Genomic DNA, 17,954 nt, shown 5'->3' with positions numbered 1-17,954 from the left:
TTTCCCACTGCTAGACCCTCCATGAAAAAATGGACATGGATGTCATAACGGTTAGACAAATCCTGCCCATCTTCATTTTTCGTCTATATATAGCCCCTAAAGCTCAATCAACTATTTTGGTTAGCATAATTCATATAATACGGATTTAACCGTTTCTATGACAAAGCGTAGATCTTCAACGGTCGAGGATAAAGGCGGTGCAATGATCAATACATTTCCATATCCAGGAACTGTATCTCCATTACGACCGATGATAAGACCCTTTTCCTTGCAAGCACCGATTATTTTACCCATGAACTCATCGGAAACAGGCGATTTTTTCTTTTTGTCTTCCACTAATTCAATGCCATATAAAAACCCTACTCCCCGAACTTCCCCTACTTTATCCAGGGCTGTCAATTCAAAGAGCTCACTTAGTGTCGATTCACTAAGTTCAGATACACGTTGAACGATTTTTTCATCTTCCAGGATTTCAATGTTCTTTAACGCAACTGCGCAAGATGCAGGGTGGCCTCCATATGTTGACACATGCCTGAAATGATTTAGATTTCCGTTCTCTTTGAATTTCTCATAAATCCTGGAATTCACTGCCGTTGCTCCAAGAGGAAGATAACCGCTGGTCAAACCCTTTGCCATTGTAACAATATCCGGTTGAACCCCTTCGGAGTGCATGAACCCAAACATTTTTCCGGTTCTTCCGAAACCTGAAACCACTTCATCCACAATTAATAGAACATCATGTTTCTTACAGATTTCCGATACCCTCGTTAAGTATTCTTTAGAAGGAATAAGGACCCCGCCACCAGAGATGAATGGTTCAAGAATAACACCAGCTACCGTTTCAGCCCCTTCAAAGTTAATGACCTGATCGATATATTCAGCTGCAAGCAAATCGGAGTTTTCAACGTTTTCCCCAAACGGACTCCGATAACTGTACGGTGGTGGCACATGCAGGAAACCTGGAACCGCAGGATCATATTTCACTCTCCGATTTGCCTGTGCGGTTGCGCTTAGCGCGCCAAAAGTATTGCCATGATAAGCTCTGTACCTAGAGATGAATTTGTATTTACCCTGATTGCCATTTTGGGAATGATATTGCCTGGCTATTTTAAAAGCTGTCTCATTCGCCTCAGAGCCGCTGTTCGTAAAAAACGTTGTATAGGATCCCTTTAAATGTTCACTTATTTTTGCAGATAATTCGATTGCCGGCTTATGGCTTAACGTTAAAGGGAAATAAGATAAGTTAATCATTTGTTCATAGGCTGCCTGCGCAATCTCTTTTCGCCCGTGACCCAGGTTCAAGCACCATAAACCGGAAACCCCATCTAGATATTTATCACCTTTAGTATCTGTGAACCATGAGCCGGATCCTTCTGTAGCCATCATGGGAGCATCCTTCTCATTATAGCGATGCATCGCATGCCATAAATGGTCTTTATCCATTTGAACAAGGTCTTTCATTTCAGTTTCCATCTTCACAATTGAAACCCCCTTATTATTCATTGAACGCAATTAAGTTAAGTTCCCATGCTGTTACAGACCTTTATAGAGCATTGGTGATGGTGCGATGACCAAAATAGATCATCAAATCATCGCACCTGTCATATCACCCTTTCACACCATTATTTATCCCAGTTTTTATGATCTAAATGAGAATATTTTTCTAATAATCTAGTAGGCATTTTTAATGCATCTTTTCTAAATGGAGGAGCTAATTGTGTTCCATCCACTTGTATATCAATGACAGTCGGTTTGTTTGATTTAATTGCTTCTTCAATGACAGCGCCTAACTCCTCGGGTTTTTCCACTCTAATACCAACAGCACCCATTGATCGGGCAACTTCCGCGAAATCAGGATTTTGGATATCCGCCCCTACAAAACGATTATTATAAAAATCGACCTGATTCTTTTTCTCTGCACACCATGCATTATTATTGAACACACATGCTATGACCGGTATGTTTTCTTCAACGGCCGTACTCACTTCATGTAAGCTCATGCCCCACGCTCCATCTCCAACAATGGCTAAAACAGGCGTGTTCGGTTCAGCTAACTTGGCACCAAGTGCAGATGGGTAAGCAAATCCCGTGTTCCCGAATGTAAGCGCAGCGATATGCCTGCGGCTCTGATTGAACTTTAAGTAAGCGTTTGCAGTTGACGATACATTACCGATATCTGTAGTAACGATGGCATTTTCAGGCAACACTTTAGTCAATTCCAAAAGGGCCCGACGCGGATTGATCGGGGTTCCATCGATCATCGCAAGTTTCACCAATTCTTCTTCCCATTTTTGTTTTTCATTCGTTACTTCGACCATCCGCTTTTTTTCTTGTTTTAGGTTAGGTTTACTAGCCTTCAACCGTTTCAAGATTTCATGGCTCGCTTCACGGGCATCTCCGATGATCCCAACTTCCACAGGGTGTGTCCTCGCTATTTGCCTTGGATTAATATCTATTTGGATGATTTGTGCATCTTTAGGGAAATAATCAATGTCATAGCATGGTAACGTTCCAAAAACCGATAATCTTGTACCGACCGCCAATATGACGTCTGCTTTCTTTAGTGTATTCATGGCTGCCTTTGAACCCATGTAACCGATTGGACCGACTGACAATGGATGATCAGCAGGAAAGGCATCATTATGCATATAGGAGACAGCTACCGGAGCTGTTAAATATTCTGCAATATTCTTAATTTCCTCGATGCCATCTGAATCGACCGTTCCCCTACCGGAAATAATGACAGGATACTCAGCCTCAGCTAAAATTTCTGCCGCTCTATCCAAAGATGCAGAAGATCCGCAGCCCCGTTCATCTACGCGATATTGATGTGGTTGAAGTATTTGATCTTCCACTTCACCATAGAAGTAATCACGGGGGATATCGAATAAAACCGGTCCTCTCTCGGCATAGGCAATTCGAAATGCTGTCCTAAGGCAATCAGCGACCCGGCCTGGGTGTGTCACTCTAACTGTTTCCTTAGTGATGGCCTTGAAGATGGAAACCTGATCACATTCTTGGAATCCATCCCACCCAACCGTTGGTGTACCAGCAGAAGGTGATATGACCACCATTGGAGTATGGGCTTGATTGGCCGCTGCAACAGAGGTGACCATATTCGTCATTCCAGGTCCGTTTTGCCCGATGACAACTCCTGCAACACCAGAGACACGACAATAGGCATCTTCCATATGTGCTGCACTTTGTTCATGGCGGACACCAATGAACCGGATGCCTGCAGTAGGCAATAAATCAAGCATATCCATGAAAGCAGATCCCAGAATTCCCGAAATATGTTTAACTCCCTCGGCCACTAATGTCTCAACGATGGCTTCACTTGGTGTCATTTTAACTTTCGTTCCTCTTAACATTTTTGTTTCGACCATAGCACATTCTCCTTAATTATAGTTATTTCTGATAATGACGTTGCGACGTCCGTACCAGTTATAAGATGTATAATACTACCATTGGATGAAACAGTCAATAAATAAATTGAATATTTTGAATTTATTTAAAATCTCTAACCGTCATAGTCACTAACTCATGTATAAGAATCTTTTTTAACCAATAAATATATCCTTTTTTTCTGTCAATCTGTAGTTGATCCTATCGATGATCTCCAATAAATCACCTATTTCATCAATTACGAAATCGGCTCCTGCATTCCAAAAACGATTTTCTGCATGTTTCATCCGTTTTTGCAGATCGTATGGGTCCATTTCGTTGATTTCCGCTTCTGAAAGGCCGATTTCACTGCCGCCTTTCAATACGGCAACAGTCCACATTCCGGCAGAAATGCCTTCTTTGATGTCACTGATCGTATCGCCGACTTTAACGATTTTGCTGAGTGGATACACTTGGAGATTCATCGCCGCCTTAAAGCACATCCAAGGGGCAGGCCTTCCTGCAGGCACTTCGTTAGACGCAACGATGGAATCTGGTTGATAGCCCCATTTTTCCGCCTCTTGTTTAACAACATCAATCATTTCACAAGTATACCCTGTCGTCGAACCGATTTTTATTCCTTGCTGCCTTAAACGGCTGACTAATTCAATTACGCCTGGTATTGGCTTGGCGTTTTCCTTGAGAACTTTAAAAAGCAAAGCCTCAAAGTCCATATACAATGATTTTAGATCTCTTTCGTCCGGTTCTTTCCCGAATTTAGCAATCCATAAATTGGAGATTCGTTTCATTTTCAGGAGTTCCATTATATGATCCATCTTCAATAAACCCATAGGTTCCCTTGCTTCCTTAATGGTAATATCTATCCCCCTTATCCTGAATATCTCGACAAATGCTTGGACCGGCGCAATACAACCATAATCCACCGTCGTTCCTGCCCAATCAAAGATCACTGCTTGAACCTCTTTGCATTCCTTTGCACTTTCCAATCTAAGTTCCCCTCCTCATCCTTACCTCCTTTAAAATCACCAAACCTGCTAAACCTGTTAATACCCATAAATCCACTTCTACACGGGTATAAAGAGAATTCATTTCACTTCTCCCAAAAATAGCTGTAAATCTTCTTTGGCAGCTTCAGAGCGTCGATTTATTCTTTCAAGATCCTTATCCGGATTACCTGACTCCCCAATTAATGGGTAAAGGTTTTTCTCAATCCTTTCATACCAATCGGGGTATTCATCTTCTACTTGCTTTTCTATCGAATCCCATGTAGAACTGATCTCTTTTCCCATTTCTTGAATTTTCTCCGGATCCGCCTCCGTACTTATTTCTGATTCCAATCCTTTTATGGATTGAATCACATCGCTGACACCTTTTTTAATAACCTCTGCATTTTGGGTATCAACCGTATTTGCATCCGGATTTTCATTCATGACTGGACTTTTTTCCTGTTGAGCCTCGTCCGGTTCACTTGAATTGTTGCAGCCTGACAGCAATATGGCTCCAAGGATAACCGCACTAGCCATTACACGGAAACCATTCAACATAATCCCTCCTTCATGACTTAAAAGACAGATGGCACCAAGCACCTGTTGGCACAACTCTCTTTTTCTATGGGAATCATATTCTAGCTGATTTGTGATTGAAGAATTTTGTCTGAGGAGTTCCATAGAAGTAAACGAAGCATTGCCTTAAAATGGTATAGAGCAAAAGCTATAATTTTTCAGAATTAGGGGAACCAGAAACAATATTTAATTCATTCTCCATATACTTCGCTTTTTTGCGCCGAAGGAAAAAGAATGAACAGATAACGATCAAGCTAAATAGCATGGTAAAGATGAACTGTGGACGCTGCGAATCGATAAATGCCATTAATACCAAAACGGAAATCATGGATAGTATGGTTACATAAGTCAAATAAGGGAATAACCACATTTTGATCTTGAAAATTCCGGGATTTTCTTTCTCCATTCTCTTCCTTAATCTGAGATGGGAAACCGCAATGGCCAGATAAACAAGAATTCCGACTCCACCCGAGGAATTCACTAAAAAGAAAAAGATTTTATCAGGTGAGACATAACTGAAAATGGTGCTGATAAAGGCAAATAATGTAGAGCCGACTACAGCAAATATAGGGACACCGTTCTTGCTCACTTTTGAAAATAACTTTGGAGCATCACCCTTTTGTGCAAGTGAAAATAACATGCGTGAACTCGTATATAACCCCGAATTCAAACAGGAAAGCAATGCAATGAGAATCACTATATTCATGATCAGGGCAGCAGAAGGGATTCCCATCATTTCAAGTACGGCAACAAATGGACTTTTCAGCAAAGAAGCCGAATTCCAAGGTAATAGCGTCACTAGAATGGCGATGGACCCAATATAGAAAATCAGGATTCGCCATACCACACTATTCAATGCACTTCTAACTGACTTAACCGGATCACTCGTCTCACCCGCGGCAATCGCTGGAATCTCCACTCCAACAAATGCATGAAAAACAATCGCGACGCCAACAAGAACAGAACTTATCCCGTTCGGAATAAAACCGCCAAAATTCAGAAGATTGGAGGCGCCAGGTGGTTTTATCGTTGGGATAAACCCTAATATCACTGCCACACCCAGGCACAAAAATAGGATGATACTGATTATTTTAATGATTGAAAACCAGTATTCGAACTCACCAAACGATTTTACAGAAAAAATATTCGTCAGTTTCAATAGGATAATCAAAGATAGACTTATGACCCAAACGGGAACGGAAGGAAGCCAGCTGTGTATGATTGCAGCTCCCGCTGTTGCTTCCAAAGCAATGACGATAACCCAAAAGAACCAATATAACCAACCTGTTGTAAAACCGGCCCATTCACCAATCCCCTCTCTTGCATATACGGCAAAAGATCCAGTATTGGGATTCACTGTGGCCATTTCCCCAAGCATCCTCATGACTAGAACAACGATCAAGCCTGCCAAAACATATGATAATATCGCCCCGGGGCCCGTTTGACCAATAATGATACCGCTTCCTACGAACAAACCAGCGCCTATGACACCACTTAAGGATATCATCGTTAAATGTCTTTGTTTCAGACCTGGTTTCAGTTCTTCCTGTTGATGTTTCATACCCTCCACCAACTTTCAATATTTTGGGGAATCAACTAAAATAATCGCTACTTGCATGTAAAAACAAGGCTTTTTCAACTGCCTGTCCTTTACACTTTCACAAAGATAGTGGGAACTAGGCTATGAACTTAAGTATCTATATCACTATTCCCCCTTCCTTAAGGCTATTTTGAAATCCGAAGCGGATCTAACATCACTACGTCATGATGTTAGTACCACTTTCTATGTGTATAATACACTCTGATTTTTTTAAAGTCAATTTAAAAATCAGAATATTTAGATAACAAAATGAAAATTTTCAAATAAAAAAGGTGCCCATTAATACTGCAAACCTCAATATTTTTCATTTTACTTCTTTCACCTTGGAGGATTCATCTAGCACACTTTCCGTTGCTAATTTTACGGTATTCTGCTTCCTATCCAGCATTTTCTTTAGAAGGTATGAAAAAAGCAATGTAAACGCAATTCCCTTAACAATCGATGTATAACCGTAAACAAGAAGGCCCAATATCAGTACGATAAGATTAATAACCCTTATTGTCGCAGCAATATCTATTCTTTCATTTTTATGATGTAAAATTAAGGCAATCACATCAAAGCCAACAGTGGAGGCATTTGCTGTTATACATAAATAATAACCTATCGCTATCAAAATCGATGAAATGATAATCACTAAAGCGATATTTATATCGAAATTAATCTTCCATGAATAAAAAAAATTGAAAAAAACCATATAGCTAAGCGAACTTACGATCGATTTAATAAAGTATTCTTTCCCTAGAAAAACTAAACAAATGATTAACAGTAATCCTGTTACGAAATTGGCTAGCATGGCAATGTTATAACCCGATAATGCATTCAATAATAATGCCGAGCTAGTTACCCCGCCGTTAATAATTTCATTGGGAACGATTAAATAAGCATAGGCAAAGGTCATGGAAATGTTTCCTGTGATAATTTTCACTAAATCCTTCATAAACTTCTCACCATCCCGTTCGATATTTTGATAATGCTTTCCCCCCCTAAATATATATTTATACTTGAACCATAAGATACACATTCATCTCTTACAACTATTTATTCGAACCTTTTCCCGTTCGATACTTTGAATGATTTTATGAAGTATGCATATTTTGGTTCAAGTGATTACAATAATTCGCTAACCAGAATCCTCTCTCCTTCTAATAAATAAAATAAAACATCCCCCTTAAAACTTGAAGATGTTCATTTTTACTATTTTTTTGTACAACTTAACGCTGTTCAGAAGCCTTTGAGTTTACCTGAATGAATAAGACATTCCAATAAATGATTTAAATTTCCAATGGGTTATACAAGGAGAAGGCTATTTATAATCTCGCTTCAATAGACTTAGTCCGACATTAAACAACCTGACAAAAAGATAAAAAAACTGTTTAGGTATGCAGGTAAATGTATATCCCCCTAATTAGTCCCATCAATTATTATTCCGCAATAAAAAAGTTGAGGGGTATGCCCCTCAACTTTTTAGTGTTCCATTAACTATTTCCCAAGAAATGTTTTTTCGATAAGTTGTCAATTAACCATTTCATGTTACTGGTAAAGCTGACTCATCTTTCATCAGCCTTTTTCGATAAACCATATTGGACAGCTGTACACTCACTTCATATAGCACAAGCAGAGGGACGATAACCAAAATGTCCGAAATGATATCTGGAGGCGTAATCAGGATCGAGATGATGACCAGGACGAAATAAGAAATCTTACGAGACTTTTTCAACACTGTTGGATTGATGATGCCTAATCTGGTCAGGAACATGACCACAAGCGGCATTTCGAATAAAATCCCGAAAGGTAAGATCAAATTAATCATGAACCGAAAATACTTTTCCGCTGTGAACATCATCTCGAACTGCCCGGCCGATAGGGAAGTGAGAAAACCCAGCACTATTGGAAACAACACAAAATATCCAAATGAGATACCGGTGATGAATAGAATGAAGAGCCCGGGTATGAACCGAAATGTAACTCTTCTCTCTTCCGGTTTCAGCGCTGGAGCCACAAAGCGCCATAACTGATAGGCTGCTAGCGGAATCGTCGCAGCTATTGCACAAACCGCAGCGATAATCATGTATACCCATAGGATTTCACTTGGTCCGAGCACGGCAAGCTTTCCTTCCAAATCCTTAATGAGCAAATCATAAATATCCTGTACGAATATGAAACTCACTATGAAAAAAGCCAAAAAACCTATCAGTGTTTTAATGATTCTGCCTCGGAGCTCCTCCATATGTTCAATAACGTGTAAATCCTTACTTTCCACCTTCACTCCTCCTTTTTAGGCATTTCACTTGCACTATTGCAAAATAGCATTCTCCCTCGAACCCTTCTCATGAAAAGAAGCAGGCGAGTCTTTCCGCCCGCTCTATCCCATTAAATTCATCCCTCTTTTTTAACAGCTCTTAACGCAGCTTTATTCTCATTTTCTTCCTCTTTATCTGAATCATTCACCAAACCTTTGGTTGCACTTTTGAATTCGGATAAAGTCCGGCCAAATGCACGGCCTATTTCCGGCAGCTTGGACGGTCCAAAAATAATCAGTGCAATCACGAGAACAATCACCAAACCGGGTATTCCTATATTTGAAAGCATTCTTATTCACTCCTCTGATTTTCTCATTTTTCTTCGCTATATTCTTGTCAAGCATCATTATCGTTCCCTATCAATTAGTCACTTTCCCCTGCTTTTTCATTCTTTGTTTTTCATGTGCGCGATTATGGGCCCGTGTCCGATCTTCCTCGACTTCGTTCGTTTTTTGTACACCTTCCATAACCGCTGCTGATGCAACCTTTCGCAGCCCTGTTTGATCCTTATCAAAAACAAAGGATGCTCTTGTCGATATGTCTGCACCTGGTTCTGTCACGAATGGGACTACACGGTAGTCAGCCTTCCATTGTTCTGGGGTTACTTTGCACCGGACATATCCCCGGTAATCATTAAAGAACTTTATATGTGGATTCTGACTTAGTATTTTATCAGTATCCGCACGCTTATCCGCTCCATTTCCACCAGATGTGATGGAAGTTCCGACAAACTCCACACCGAAAATCTTTGAATTTGGATCATCGAAATCCGCCTTTAAATTGGCTGCCCAGCTTGCATGTACATCACCGGTCAACACGACCAGATTTTCCAGGTTGTTTCTTTTGATTACATCAATTAAACGATCGCGTGCAGCCGGGTAGCCATCCCAGGAATCCATGCTGAATTTGGGAGCGGTTGGTGTTCCATAATTCCTTTGTGCAAAGAAAATCTGCTGAGGCAAAACGTTCCACTTTGTATTGGATTTTGATAGATTGTCAGTTAGCCACTGTTCCTGCTCTGGACCTAGCAATGTCCTTTTCGGATCAAGTGACTCAGGCGTTTGCGGGGAACTTCCATCGCCGTTTGCCTGATCATCCCGGTATTGACGGGAATCCAATACAAAGAAAGAGGCCAGATCGCCATATGTGAAATTTCTGTATAACCGCATATCCGCTCCCTTAGGCAAAGATGATTTACGAAGGGGCATATGCTCATAGTAAGCTTGATAGGCGGCGGCCCTTCTCTTGATGAATGCTTCTACCGATTGTCCTTTTTCCGGAATGACATTTGCATAATTGTTTTCAACTTCATGATCATCCCAAGTCACGACCCATGGGAAAGCTGCGTGTGCCGCTTTTAAATGGGTATCGGAGCGGTATTGTGCGTACCTATTTCGATAATCCTCAAGCGTGATGATCTCCGGACCACTATGTACACGGACATTACCTGAAGAAGAAACATATTCATTTGGGCCATATTCATATATGTAATCGCCAAGGTGAAAGACAATATCCAGATCTTCTTTTGCCAAATGTTTATAGGCCGTATAATAACCATGCTCAAATTGCTGGCATGAAACAAACGCGAATGATAAGCTAGATACACTTGAACCTATTGGCGGAAGTGTTTTCGTTTTCCCAGTCTGACTTACTTCCCCTCCGCTTTTAAAACGGTAAAAATAGACCTTATCAGGTTTTAACCCGCTTACTTCCACATGAACGGAGTGGCCAAGTTCCGGCCTGGCTATTTCCTTGCCTTGCTGGACAATCTTTCTGAAATTCTCATCCTTTGCCACTTCCCATTTAACGGAAATGGCTTCTTTTGGCATTCCTCCGCCATTCAACGGATCAGGTGCCAACCTTGTCCATAAAACTACACTGTCCGAGAGCGGATCACCTGAAGCTACTCCGAGAGTAAATGGATAATCACTGAATTTCGGGGCAGCATTTACTTCAATCCCGCCCATTGATTGGGCAAGGGCAAGACCTAATGAAAGTCCGGCAAGCTTACTTGCTCCCTGGATAAAGTTTCTGCGGTCCATATTCTTACCTAATTCGCTCCAATTCTTAATTAAATCATCCATTGCTCTTTCATTATTCATAGATCTTTCCCTCCTATTATTTGAATCTGGTTCAAGTATAGTAGGGCATTTTTAAAGGTGTATGAAGAAGTGTAAATCAATAAATTTCCAATTAGGAATTTTCAGTCAGGACTAATGGTCCCCATTGAACACAAAAAGAGTTTTGATTCACTCATGCATTTACATAGACCTACAAACTTTAACACATAACGACAGTCTTTCGACCTAGTTCTCTTCATGAATCATTTATTTAATCGTTACAAATAACTTCCATGGGCTATTTTAACAATGAAAAATTTTTAATAAACTTATAGTATTTCATCTGTTTATGTAAGCCTAATGAAGTCTGCGGGAAAGTAGAATAAAAGCAAGATACAAAATCGGACTAATGAATGTCCAAATAATTTATGAGTAGTCACTCACTTTTTATTTAAAAACATCCTAATTTATGTAATAATGGTTTCATAACAAAAAATGAAAGTACTTGAGGGATTCTGCATTGGAGAGTATGGAAGAATTAAATGAAAAAATTGAGATATTGAGGAAAGAATTAATAACTATAGGAATGATATATGGTTTTACAGCCCCAACAACATTATATAAAAGCCAGGAACTAGATAAACTATTGAATTTACTTAGGAAAAGAAAAAGAACCAAATGATTTAAAATATGTCTAATTCTACTAATACTTCTTGGGATCATTACAACTGCACACATGGAGTTATTTTAGAATTATTTTTAATAGTCACTATGCAGTTCATGCAGCATATTTCTCTTCTTAACCACCTCGTATTCTTTTCTTGGACCCGTGGACTATTCTTTCTGTAATATATCTAATGAATGATCATCCCTTCTAACCTAATGCTTCCTAGTCAAGTCTTCTACGTCTTATTTTGTTGGTTGGAATTGTGCCGTAGAACAAATTGTTTAGGGTCATTTTGAACACATACTTTCTCCCCATTAAAAAGGCATCCAAATTGAATGGATGCCTTTTTAACGAATTTTTCTTTTATGTCCTGCATTTAATAAAAAACTATCTATCTCATCTAAATTTATGAATGGTGTGAATTTTAAATATCAACGATTCTTTTAATTTGTCATGGCCAACCTAATATTTCCACTGTGTTAATAATTTTTACTATTTTTGTGACTGAAGTCCTTTCAATTCAGGGACAACATTGCTTACCTCCCTTCCAGTAACCGCTGCAACGAGGTTCTTCGCCGCAAGCATGGCCATATCAAATCGTGTCTGATGAGTAGCTGAACCTATATGCGGCAAGGTAACCACGTTCGGCATGGCTAAAAGCGGATTGTCAGGCGATACGGGTTCCTGTTCAAATACATCCAAACCAGCTGCAAGGATTTCCTTATTTCGCAGTGCTTCAATGAGGGCCTTTTCGTCCACCGTCTGACCGCGGGATGTATTGATAAAGATCGCGGATTTTTTCATCAGCGCGAATTGCTCCCGTCCCATAAGATGCCTCGTCTCCGGAGTATAAGGGACCATTAAAAGAACGAAATCGGATTCCCGTAAAAGGTGCTCTAAAGAGGAGTAGGTTGTACTAAGCGTTTCCTCCACTTCGGATTTTCTTCGCCGATTATGATACAAAACTTCCATGTTAAAACCGAATTTGCCTCGTCTTGCAATAGATTCCCCAATTCTCCCCATACCGATGATGCCCAATGTTTTCCCATGAACATCAACGCCAAAGAGGGGTTCATCGCCTTTATTTCCCCACTTGCCATCCTTTACAAGCTTGTCCAGTTCCGGAATACGGCGGGCTGCTGAGAGCATTAAGGCTAAAGCTAAATCAGCCACGGTTTCATTGAGAACATCAGGTGTATTTGTACCGATTATGCTTCTCTTTTTCATTGCCTCTAGATCAAAGTTGTTGTAGCCTACCGAGATATTGCTGACAGCCTTTAGACATGGTGCATGGTCCAGAAATTCATCATTTATTTTTTCTCCTGTGATGAGCAGTCCCTCCACATCGGAAATTTCCTTTAACAGCTGGCTTCTGGTGATTGGTTCAGGGCCTTTCCATTTTTCATACTGACAATATTTCGAAATAAATGCCTCTACCTCGGCCGGTACTGGTCTTGCTATATACACTTTTGGCATCAATTTATGTCCTCCTCGATTACCCTATTCTTGAATAGGATGTTTTACAATAAACCAATAACAGATTGCGGCGCATCCGGCGATTAAACCGCCAGATATAAAGGCAAGAGAGTAAGAACCAGTTGCATCCACTATCATGCCTGCCACAACAGGGGAAAAGGCTCCACCAAAATAACCGCCAAAATTCTGAATTGCACCTACGGAAGCAACCATGGAAGGAGGAGCAATGTCACCGGCAAGTGCCCACGCGCTGCCTGTAATGGCAGAAATAAAACAAAGGGCAAGGGTCAGTAATGTTAAGGTAATAGCGAGCCCTTTGGCAAGTGGAACTGCACATACAACAATAGCGGCCGAGATGGCACATATACTAATTAAGGCACGCTTTGCTTTAATAGGTGTAGTAATTCCTTTGTCGACCCATTTTTTAGTAAGATATCCTCCGAAAATATTGCCAAAGATTCCGCCAAGCCAAGGAATACCAGCATATATACCCATTTCTTTAAGTGAGACATGATGGACATCAAACAAATAAAGGGGAAGGAAGACAAGGAAAATGTTCCAAATCCAAATGGTACAGAAGAAGCCCAGAATCATCCCCCACACGCTTCGATATTTAAATAACGAACCCCATTTTATTTTTGATGATTGAATACCTTGCTCCACTCCACCACCTTCCGACTTAATGTAATCAAATTCCTCCTTGGAAAGTTTTTGGCTTTTTTCAGGATTTTTATAAAAAATAACAAAACCGATCGCGAAGATGATTCCGATCACACCCGTTATATAAAACAGCGCTCTCCATCCAAACGTCACCATGATAAAAACGAGAATTGGCGGTGCAATGGCTGGTCCCCATTTGGACGAAGAATCCCAAATTCCAGTTGCCAAGCCTCGTTCCTTTTTAGGAAACCAATACGAAGTGATCTTAGCCATCGTCGGAAAACACGGTGCTTCTCCCACTCCAAGTAAAATCCGTGCAGCAATAAATGAACTCATTTTATGAACGGCTCCGGTTAAAATGGTCGCACCGCTCCACCAAATAAGCGCAATTGTATACACCTTTTTGGTCCCGAACCGATCAATCAGCCAGCCGGAAGGAAGCTGCATTAATGCATAACTCCAAGAAAAAAAGGTTCCCAATAACCCGATTTCGGTCACGCTCAGTCCGAGATCCTTCATCATTTCGGGAGCCGCAATGGAGAGGTTGGCCCGATCTAGATAGTTGATTATTCCCCCAATCAATAACCAGATGACGACGGTCCAGCGAAATTTCCGGCCAATATTTAATGGCTTTTCTTGCTTTGTTTCCATTCTTGCTTCCATACCTTATCCCCCCTTGTTATATAAAACGCCGTAATTGGCAGCGCTTCCAAAATTAGAAAAAGTCAAAGTTCACGCTTGGAGAATATGTATATACAAGGAGGTTATTGTTTTATAATATAAAACTCGGTTTTTGTTTTGTGACAAAAAAATAAAAAGAAAATTCTATTTATTCTGTAAAGTATCGTATTATGAGGATGTGTGATTGTCAATCTTTATTCTTATTTTTAGGATTATATTCCTAGCAAACGTTTTATGCCAAGTGGGGAAAAATTGATAGACCGTTTTTTTGAGAGTAAAATTATAACAAACTTTAGCCCACGATCCATTTCCATCTCTGGCTTTGCTACCGGAAAGGCTTAGAGACGTTTTTTATTACTTTTCTATAATATACGCAAGCGCTCCTGATACATGCGGGACGTCCATAGACGTACCTGATAAAGCAGTATGTAGTTTACCAGATAAGTGGGACATTAATTGTTCGCTTGGCGCTGCTGAATCCACTTTTCTATTGGTATTACAATATCTTAATGGAAGCTGGGATGGTTAACGGAGCTTCCACTACTTCCTGATAAGCACCCGGAATACTGTTTTCATTTGTTTTGGAGATCCCATCCCTTCGCACATTTACTACAACTATATTTTTTCTCAGTATTTTTTAAAGAGGAATGAAAGGCTGGCTCATCATCCGTTCCTCACAGTGACATTGAGTTCCTCCTATCTCTTCTCCTTTTAGGATCTGTTCATTGAATTTCATAATTTATAGCGGAAACGATTTATTCGATTGATCCATCTCCTGAATCTGGTAAGGGAATTCATTTATGGTATATATTTCTTCCAACGTTGTTTTCTTTTTTCAATCTTTTATTTCCGTTTATCCATTTAAAAAATTCTAAAATAATATCTCTGGTTAATTTTTTATGATTTCGCATTTCCATTTATTGCTTTTAAGCTCAAGACAACTATGCCTCATATTAAACTATTGATCGTTAGTTCAATAAGAAAAAGAGCCGTTGTAACAGCTCCTTGTCCCACTCTTTCACCCTTTTGAAACGATAGGGTAATGTTTCTCCCTACTTATTTTTTACTCTTTGCATCCGTTTGTGCTTATATTGTTCAAAATCCCACTCAGACAAAAATTCTTTTGCAGAAGTATAGCCTGATTTATAGAGAAAGTCGATTTCATCCTCATTCAGTTCAAAGTCCGTTGCGTTGATGCCGCCAGTAGGAATTTGAATCGTGCGTTCAATCGTTTCTTCGTTCATATGTCGTAAATCATGGGCTTGAAGCATCGTTTTAAATATATTTTTGAAAAGGTGGATTGGCGTTGGTATTACCGGATCTATGTTAACTTCATCTTTCACAAAATGGAATCCGAATGTTGGAAAGCGAGGATTGTCTGTATCGAAAATCCATATTGGGAAGTTACTAAGTAAACCACCATCTAAAATGTAGGATTTTTTCCGGTCTTTTGATTTCCAAATAACCGGACGGAAGAAAAATGGTAGAGAGGCACTCATCATTACGGCAGTTGAAACTTTTAAATCAGCAGGAGACATCCCATAGCGTTCCAAATCATCTGGCAAAATAAGCATCTGACCATTCGAAACATCAGACGCAATTATCTTCAACTTTCCATCTGGAAGATCCGCGAATGTCCTAATCCCTTTTTCTGAAAGAAGAGAATCCACCCACGTTTCCAAATAGTCGTTTTTATAAATCCCAAGGTGAACCATAAGTTCCAAAAAGGAGCCAAAAATGGGAATTCGATTTAGAATTGTCCTGCCTCGCATCTTTGAGTAGTTGATTTCACTATACCGTTCTCTAATTTCATGGCTTTTATAGCCACTAGCCAAAAGAGCTGCGATTACTGCTCCTGCTGATGTCCCAGCGAGTCTTTCCCATTCTACTTTTTCCTCTTCCATTGCTTGAATCGCTCCAATAAAAGCAATTCCCCTGACCCCCCCACCTTCAAAAACGGCATCTGCTTTCATTTTTTTCCACCCCTCGATAAGAGTTATTATAATTATTAACAATACTTTCAAATAAAGCGAATTTTCACACTCTTGAAATCCAAAAATCAGCCCCGTCAGTTGAAGAATAAAACCGCTTGACATCGATGATTGGAATTAATGACGGTTCTATTTTTCTAACAAATTAGTTCGCTAACAGGATCTAGATTCTCATGGTTGTGTTTTTTTCTAACACAACTTCTGTAATATCATGTTCTTTGACCTTGCCAGCTTTTCAGGTTGTTCGCATGATTAACCGCACTTCTAATCTCTGTTTATGCTTTCCATCCCTGATTGACAATTGGTTGCATATCCATCCATTTTTCCTTTTTTATTTTTTAAAACCTTTTATCAAAACTACATGTCTGTTGATTCCCTATTTGAGAGACCCTTCATCTACTATGGCTCTACTATTATATTAAAAGTGGATAGACCCCCTTAACATGGGTGAACGCAAAGGTGATGGTAATCAAACATAATAACTGTAGTAGGATGGCATCTTTTATCATGGTATGTATAAAACGAGGCAATTGCATGGACAAATTATCAGATACCTTCTAAAAAACCTTATCGAATCAAAATAATGTTTATATTGTTGAACTAATGCCTCAAAGTGGGTAAGGTCATTTATGTAAACTAACAGAATTTAATTATTTATCTTTCTTCCAAAATAGTAAAGTATCTACCCCACTTCTTCTTTTATTTAGGCTCTACTAAACTTTAAGTTATCTCAATAGAAAATTATTGGATTAATTATTCAAAAAGAATAAGGACACTAAGATTAGTATTGGGAACTAAGAGGAACGTTCAGCAGTTCTTTTTTGGTGAAAAACCAATTTATTCACTTATCAAAAAAGTAATTTTCTTTACAGGATGACCGTTATTTTTTATAGAGGTATTTTTTTAATTATGTCGAAAAGGATATGTAACAATTGAAGGAGTGAAAAAATGGAAATGAACCGAGCAAGGAAAATGTATGATTACCACGTGTGGGCTAATCAGCAAGTGTTCCAAAACCTAAAACAATTACCGGACGGAGTCTATGGCGACACGATAAAAAGTGTCTTTCCATCCATCAAGGAAGTCCTTGTTCACCTTTACGCAACAGATATTACCTGGTTGGAAATAATGAAAGGATGCACCATTCAAGATACTTTTAAGAAAGTTGAACAGCGGCGGAAAGAAGTGGACGGAGTCTCAATAAGTGAACTTGAATCCTCCTATGATGAACTTGCAAAGGATTATGATAATTTTTTTACTTCACAGCCTGATTTTGAACGGACCATTGTAACCGAACATCCCAAAATGGGGGCTTGTGAGTTTGTACTTGCCGACCTAATCCATCATGTAGTGAATCATGGGACCTATCATCGCGGTAACGTATCAGCGATGCTCCATCAACAAGGCGAGCGTGGCGCACCAACGGATTATGTATTTTACTGTTTAAAATAAGCGGTTTGGCAACCGAAAGTATGAAGGAACATCATATAGGGGTCGCTATAAACATCCAGATGAAAGCCGATGATTCACTTGCCAAGGAATCATCGGCTTT

The 17,954-nt window shown here is 39.7% G+C and carries 14 protein-coding genes; 2 read left to right on the top strand and 12 right to left on the bottom strand.

Annotated elements, in window-relative coordinates; all coding sequences use genetic code 11:
• Positions 1-120: 120 nt before the first annotated feature.
• From MKY17_RS11280 to MKY17_RS11240, 9 genes are all read right to left on the bottom strand, one after another.
• A complete protein-coding gene (locus MKY17_RS11280) occupies positions 121-1,473 on the bottom strand; it encodes an aminotransferase (protein WP_179891089.1) in 1,353 nt (450 codons plus the stop codon).
• 149 nt (positions 1,474-1,622) lie between these two features.
• The gene (xsc, locus tag MKY17_RS11275; RefSeq protein ID WP_098371770.1) at positions 1,623-3,386 is read right to left on the bottom strand and encodes a sulfoacetaldehyde acetyltransferase; all 1,764 of its coding nucleotides are present in this window, start codon (positions 3,384-3,386) and stop codon (positions 1,623-1,625) included.
• Between the two features lie 174 nt (positions 3,387-3,560).
• Complete coding sequence (phnX, locus tag MKY17_RS11270) at positions 3,561-4,391, bottom strand: phosphonoacetaldehyde hydrolase (RefSeq protein ID WP_098371769.1); 831 nt, start codon at positions 4,389-4,391, stop codon at positions 3,561-3,563.
• Positions 4,392-4,490: 99 nt separating this feature from the next.
• Positions 4,491-4,949, bottom strand: coding sequence for a hypothetical protein (locus tag MKY17_RS11265; RefSeq protein WP_098371768.1), 459 nt, complete (start codon positions 4,947-4,949; stop codon positions 4,491-4,493).
• Between the two features lie 166 nt (positions 4,950-5,115).
• Positions 5,116-6,528, bottom strand: coding sequence for an amino acid permease (locus MKY17_RS11260; protein ID WP_098371767.1), 1,413 nt, complete (start codon positions 6,526-6,528; stop codon positions 5,116-5,118).
• 343 nt (positions 6,529-6,871) lie between these two features.
• A complete protein-coding gene (locus tag MKY17_RS11255; protein WP_098371999.1) occupies positions 6,872-7,504 on the bottom strand; it encodes a YitT family protein in 633 nt (210 codons plus the stop codon).
• Between the two features lie 588 nt (positions 7,505-8,092).
• Positions 8,093-8,827, bottom strand: a complete 735-nt coding sequence (tatC, locus tag MKY17_RS11250; RefSeq protein ID WP_098371766.1) for a twin-arginine translocase subunit TatC — start codon at positions 8,825-8,827, stop codon at positions 8,093-8,095.
• A gap of 116 nt (positions 8,828-8,943) precedes the next feature.
• Entirely contained in the window at positions 8,944-9,156 is a 213-nt protein-coding gene (locus tag MKY17_RS11245) for a twin-arginine translocase TatA/TatE family subunit (RefSeq protein WP_098371765.1), read from the bottom strand.
• A gap of 70 nt (positions 9,157-9,226) precedes the next feature.
• Complete coding sequence (locus MKY17_RS11240) at positions 9,227-10,969, bottom strand: alkaline phosphatase (RefSeq protein WP_098371764.1); 1,743 nt, start codon at positions 10,967-10,969, stop codon at positions 9,227-9,229.
• Positions 10,970-11,456: 487 nt separating this feature from the next.
• Between MKY17_RS11240 and MKY17_RS11235 the strand changes: the two genes are divergently transcribed.
• A complete protein-coding gene (locus MKY17_RS11235; RefSeq protein WP_098371763.1) occupies positions 11,457-11,609 on the top strand; it encodes an aspartyl-phosphate phosphatase Spo0E family protein in 153 nt (50 codons plus the stop codon).
• A gap of 477 nt (positions 11,610-12,086) precedes the next feature.
• Here MKY17_RS11235 and MKY17_RS11230 read toward each other — a convergent pair whose 3' ends face one another.
• The 3 genes from MKY17_RS11230 to MKY17_RS11220 form a co-directional block, all read right to left on the bottom strand.
• Positions 12,087-13,073 carry a D-glycerate dehydrogenase gene (locus MKY17_RS11230; RefSeq protein ID WP_098371762.1) on the bottom strand — a complete coding sequence of 329 codons (987 nt, stop codon included), beginning with the start codon at positions 13,071-13,073 and terminating at the stop codon, positions 12,087-12,089.
• Between the two features lie 21 nt (positions 13,074-13,094).
• Complete coding sequence (locus MKY17_RS11225) at positions 13,095-14,393, bottom strand: MFS transporter (protein ID WP_098371761.1); 1,299 nt, start codon at positions 14,391-14,393, stop codon at positions 13,095-13,097.
• A gap of 1,070 nt (positions 14,394-15,463) precedes the next feature.
• On the bottom strand, positions 15,464-16,384 hold the full coding sequence (locus tag MKY17_RS11220) for a patatin-like phospholipase family protein (RefSeq protein ID WP_098371760.1): 921 nt from the start codon (positions 16,382-16,384) through the stop codon (positions 15,464-15,466).
• 966 nt (positions 16,385-17,350) lie between these two features.
• Here MKY17_RS11220 and MKY17_RS11215 point away from each other — a divergent pair.
• Positions 17,351-17,854, top strand: coding sequence for a DinB family protein (locus tag MKY17_RS11215; protein WP_098371759.1), 504 nt, complete (start codon positions 17,351-17,353; stop codon positions 17,852-17,854).
• The last annotated feature ends 100 nt before the right edge of the window (positions 17,855-17,954 follow it).

The sequence above is a fragment of the Peribacillus sp. FSL P2-0133 genome (assembly GCF_037975445.1).
Classification (GTDB): Bacteria; Bacillota; Bacilli; order Bacillales; family DSM-1321; genus Peribacillus; species Peribacillus simplex_E.
The sequence above is the reverse complement of the archived record's forward strand: the minus strand, read 5'-3'. Positions and strand labels throughout refer to the sequence as shown.

Coding starts and splice junctions, on each gene's coding strand:
- MKY17_RS11280 (WP_179891089.1), bottom strand. CDS start 1,473: ATGGAAACTGAAATGAAAGACCTTGTTCAAATGGATAAAGACCATTTA.
- xsc (WP_098371770.1), bottom strand. CDS start 3,386: ATGGTCGAAACAAAAATGTTAAGAGGAACGAAAGTTAAAATGACACCA.
- MKY17_RS11265 (WP_098371768.1), bottom strand. CDS start 4,949: ATGTTGAATGGTTTCCGTGTAATGGCTAGTGCGGTTATCCTTGGAGCC.
- MKY17_RS11260 (WP_098371767.1), bottom strand. CDS start 6,528: ATGAAACATCAACAGGAAGAACTGAAACCAGGTCTGAAACAAAGACAT.
- MKY17_RS11255 (WP_098371999.1), bottom strand. CDS start 7,504: ATGAAGGATTTAGTGAAAATTATCACAGGAAACATTTCCATGACCTTT.
- MKY17_RS11245 (WP_098371765.1), bottom strand. CDS start 9,156: ATGCTTTCAAATATAGGAATACCCGGTTTGGTGATTGTTCTCGTGATT.
- MKY17_RS11240 (WP_098371764.1), bottom strand. CDS start 10,969: ATGAATAATGAAAGAGCAATGGATGATTTAATTAAGAATTGGAGCGAA.
- MKY17_RS11235 (WP_098371763.1), top strand. CDS start 11,457: ATGGAAGAATTAAATGAAAAAATTGAGATATTGAGGAAAGAATTAATA.
- MKY17_RS11225 (WP_098371761.1), bottom strand. CDS start 14,393: ATGGAAGCAAGAATGGAAACAAAGCAAGAAAAGCCATTAAATATTGGC.
- MKY17_RS11220 (WP_098371760.1), bottom strand. CDS start 16,384: ATGAAAGCAGATGCCGTTTTTGAAGGTGGGGGGGTCAGGGGAATTGCT.
- MKY17_RS11215 (WP_098371759.1), top strand. CDS start 17,351: ATGGAAATGAACCGAGCAAGGAAAATGTATGATTACCACGTGTGGGCT.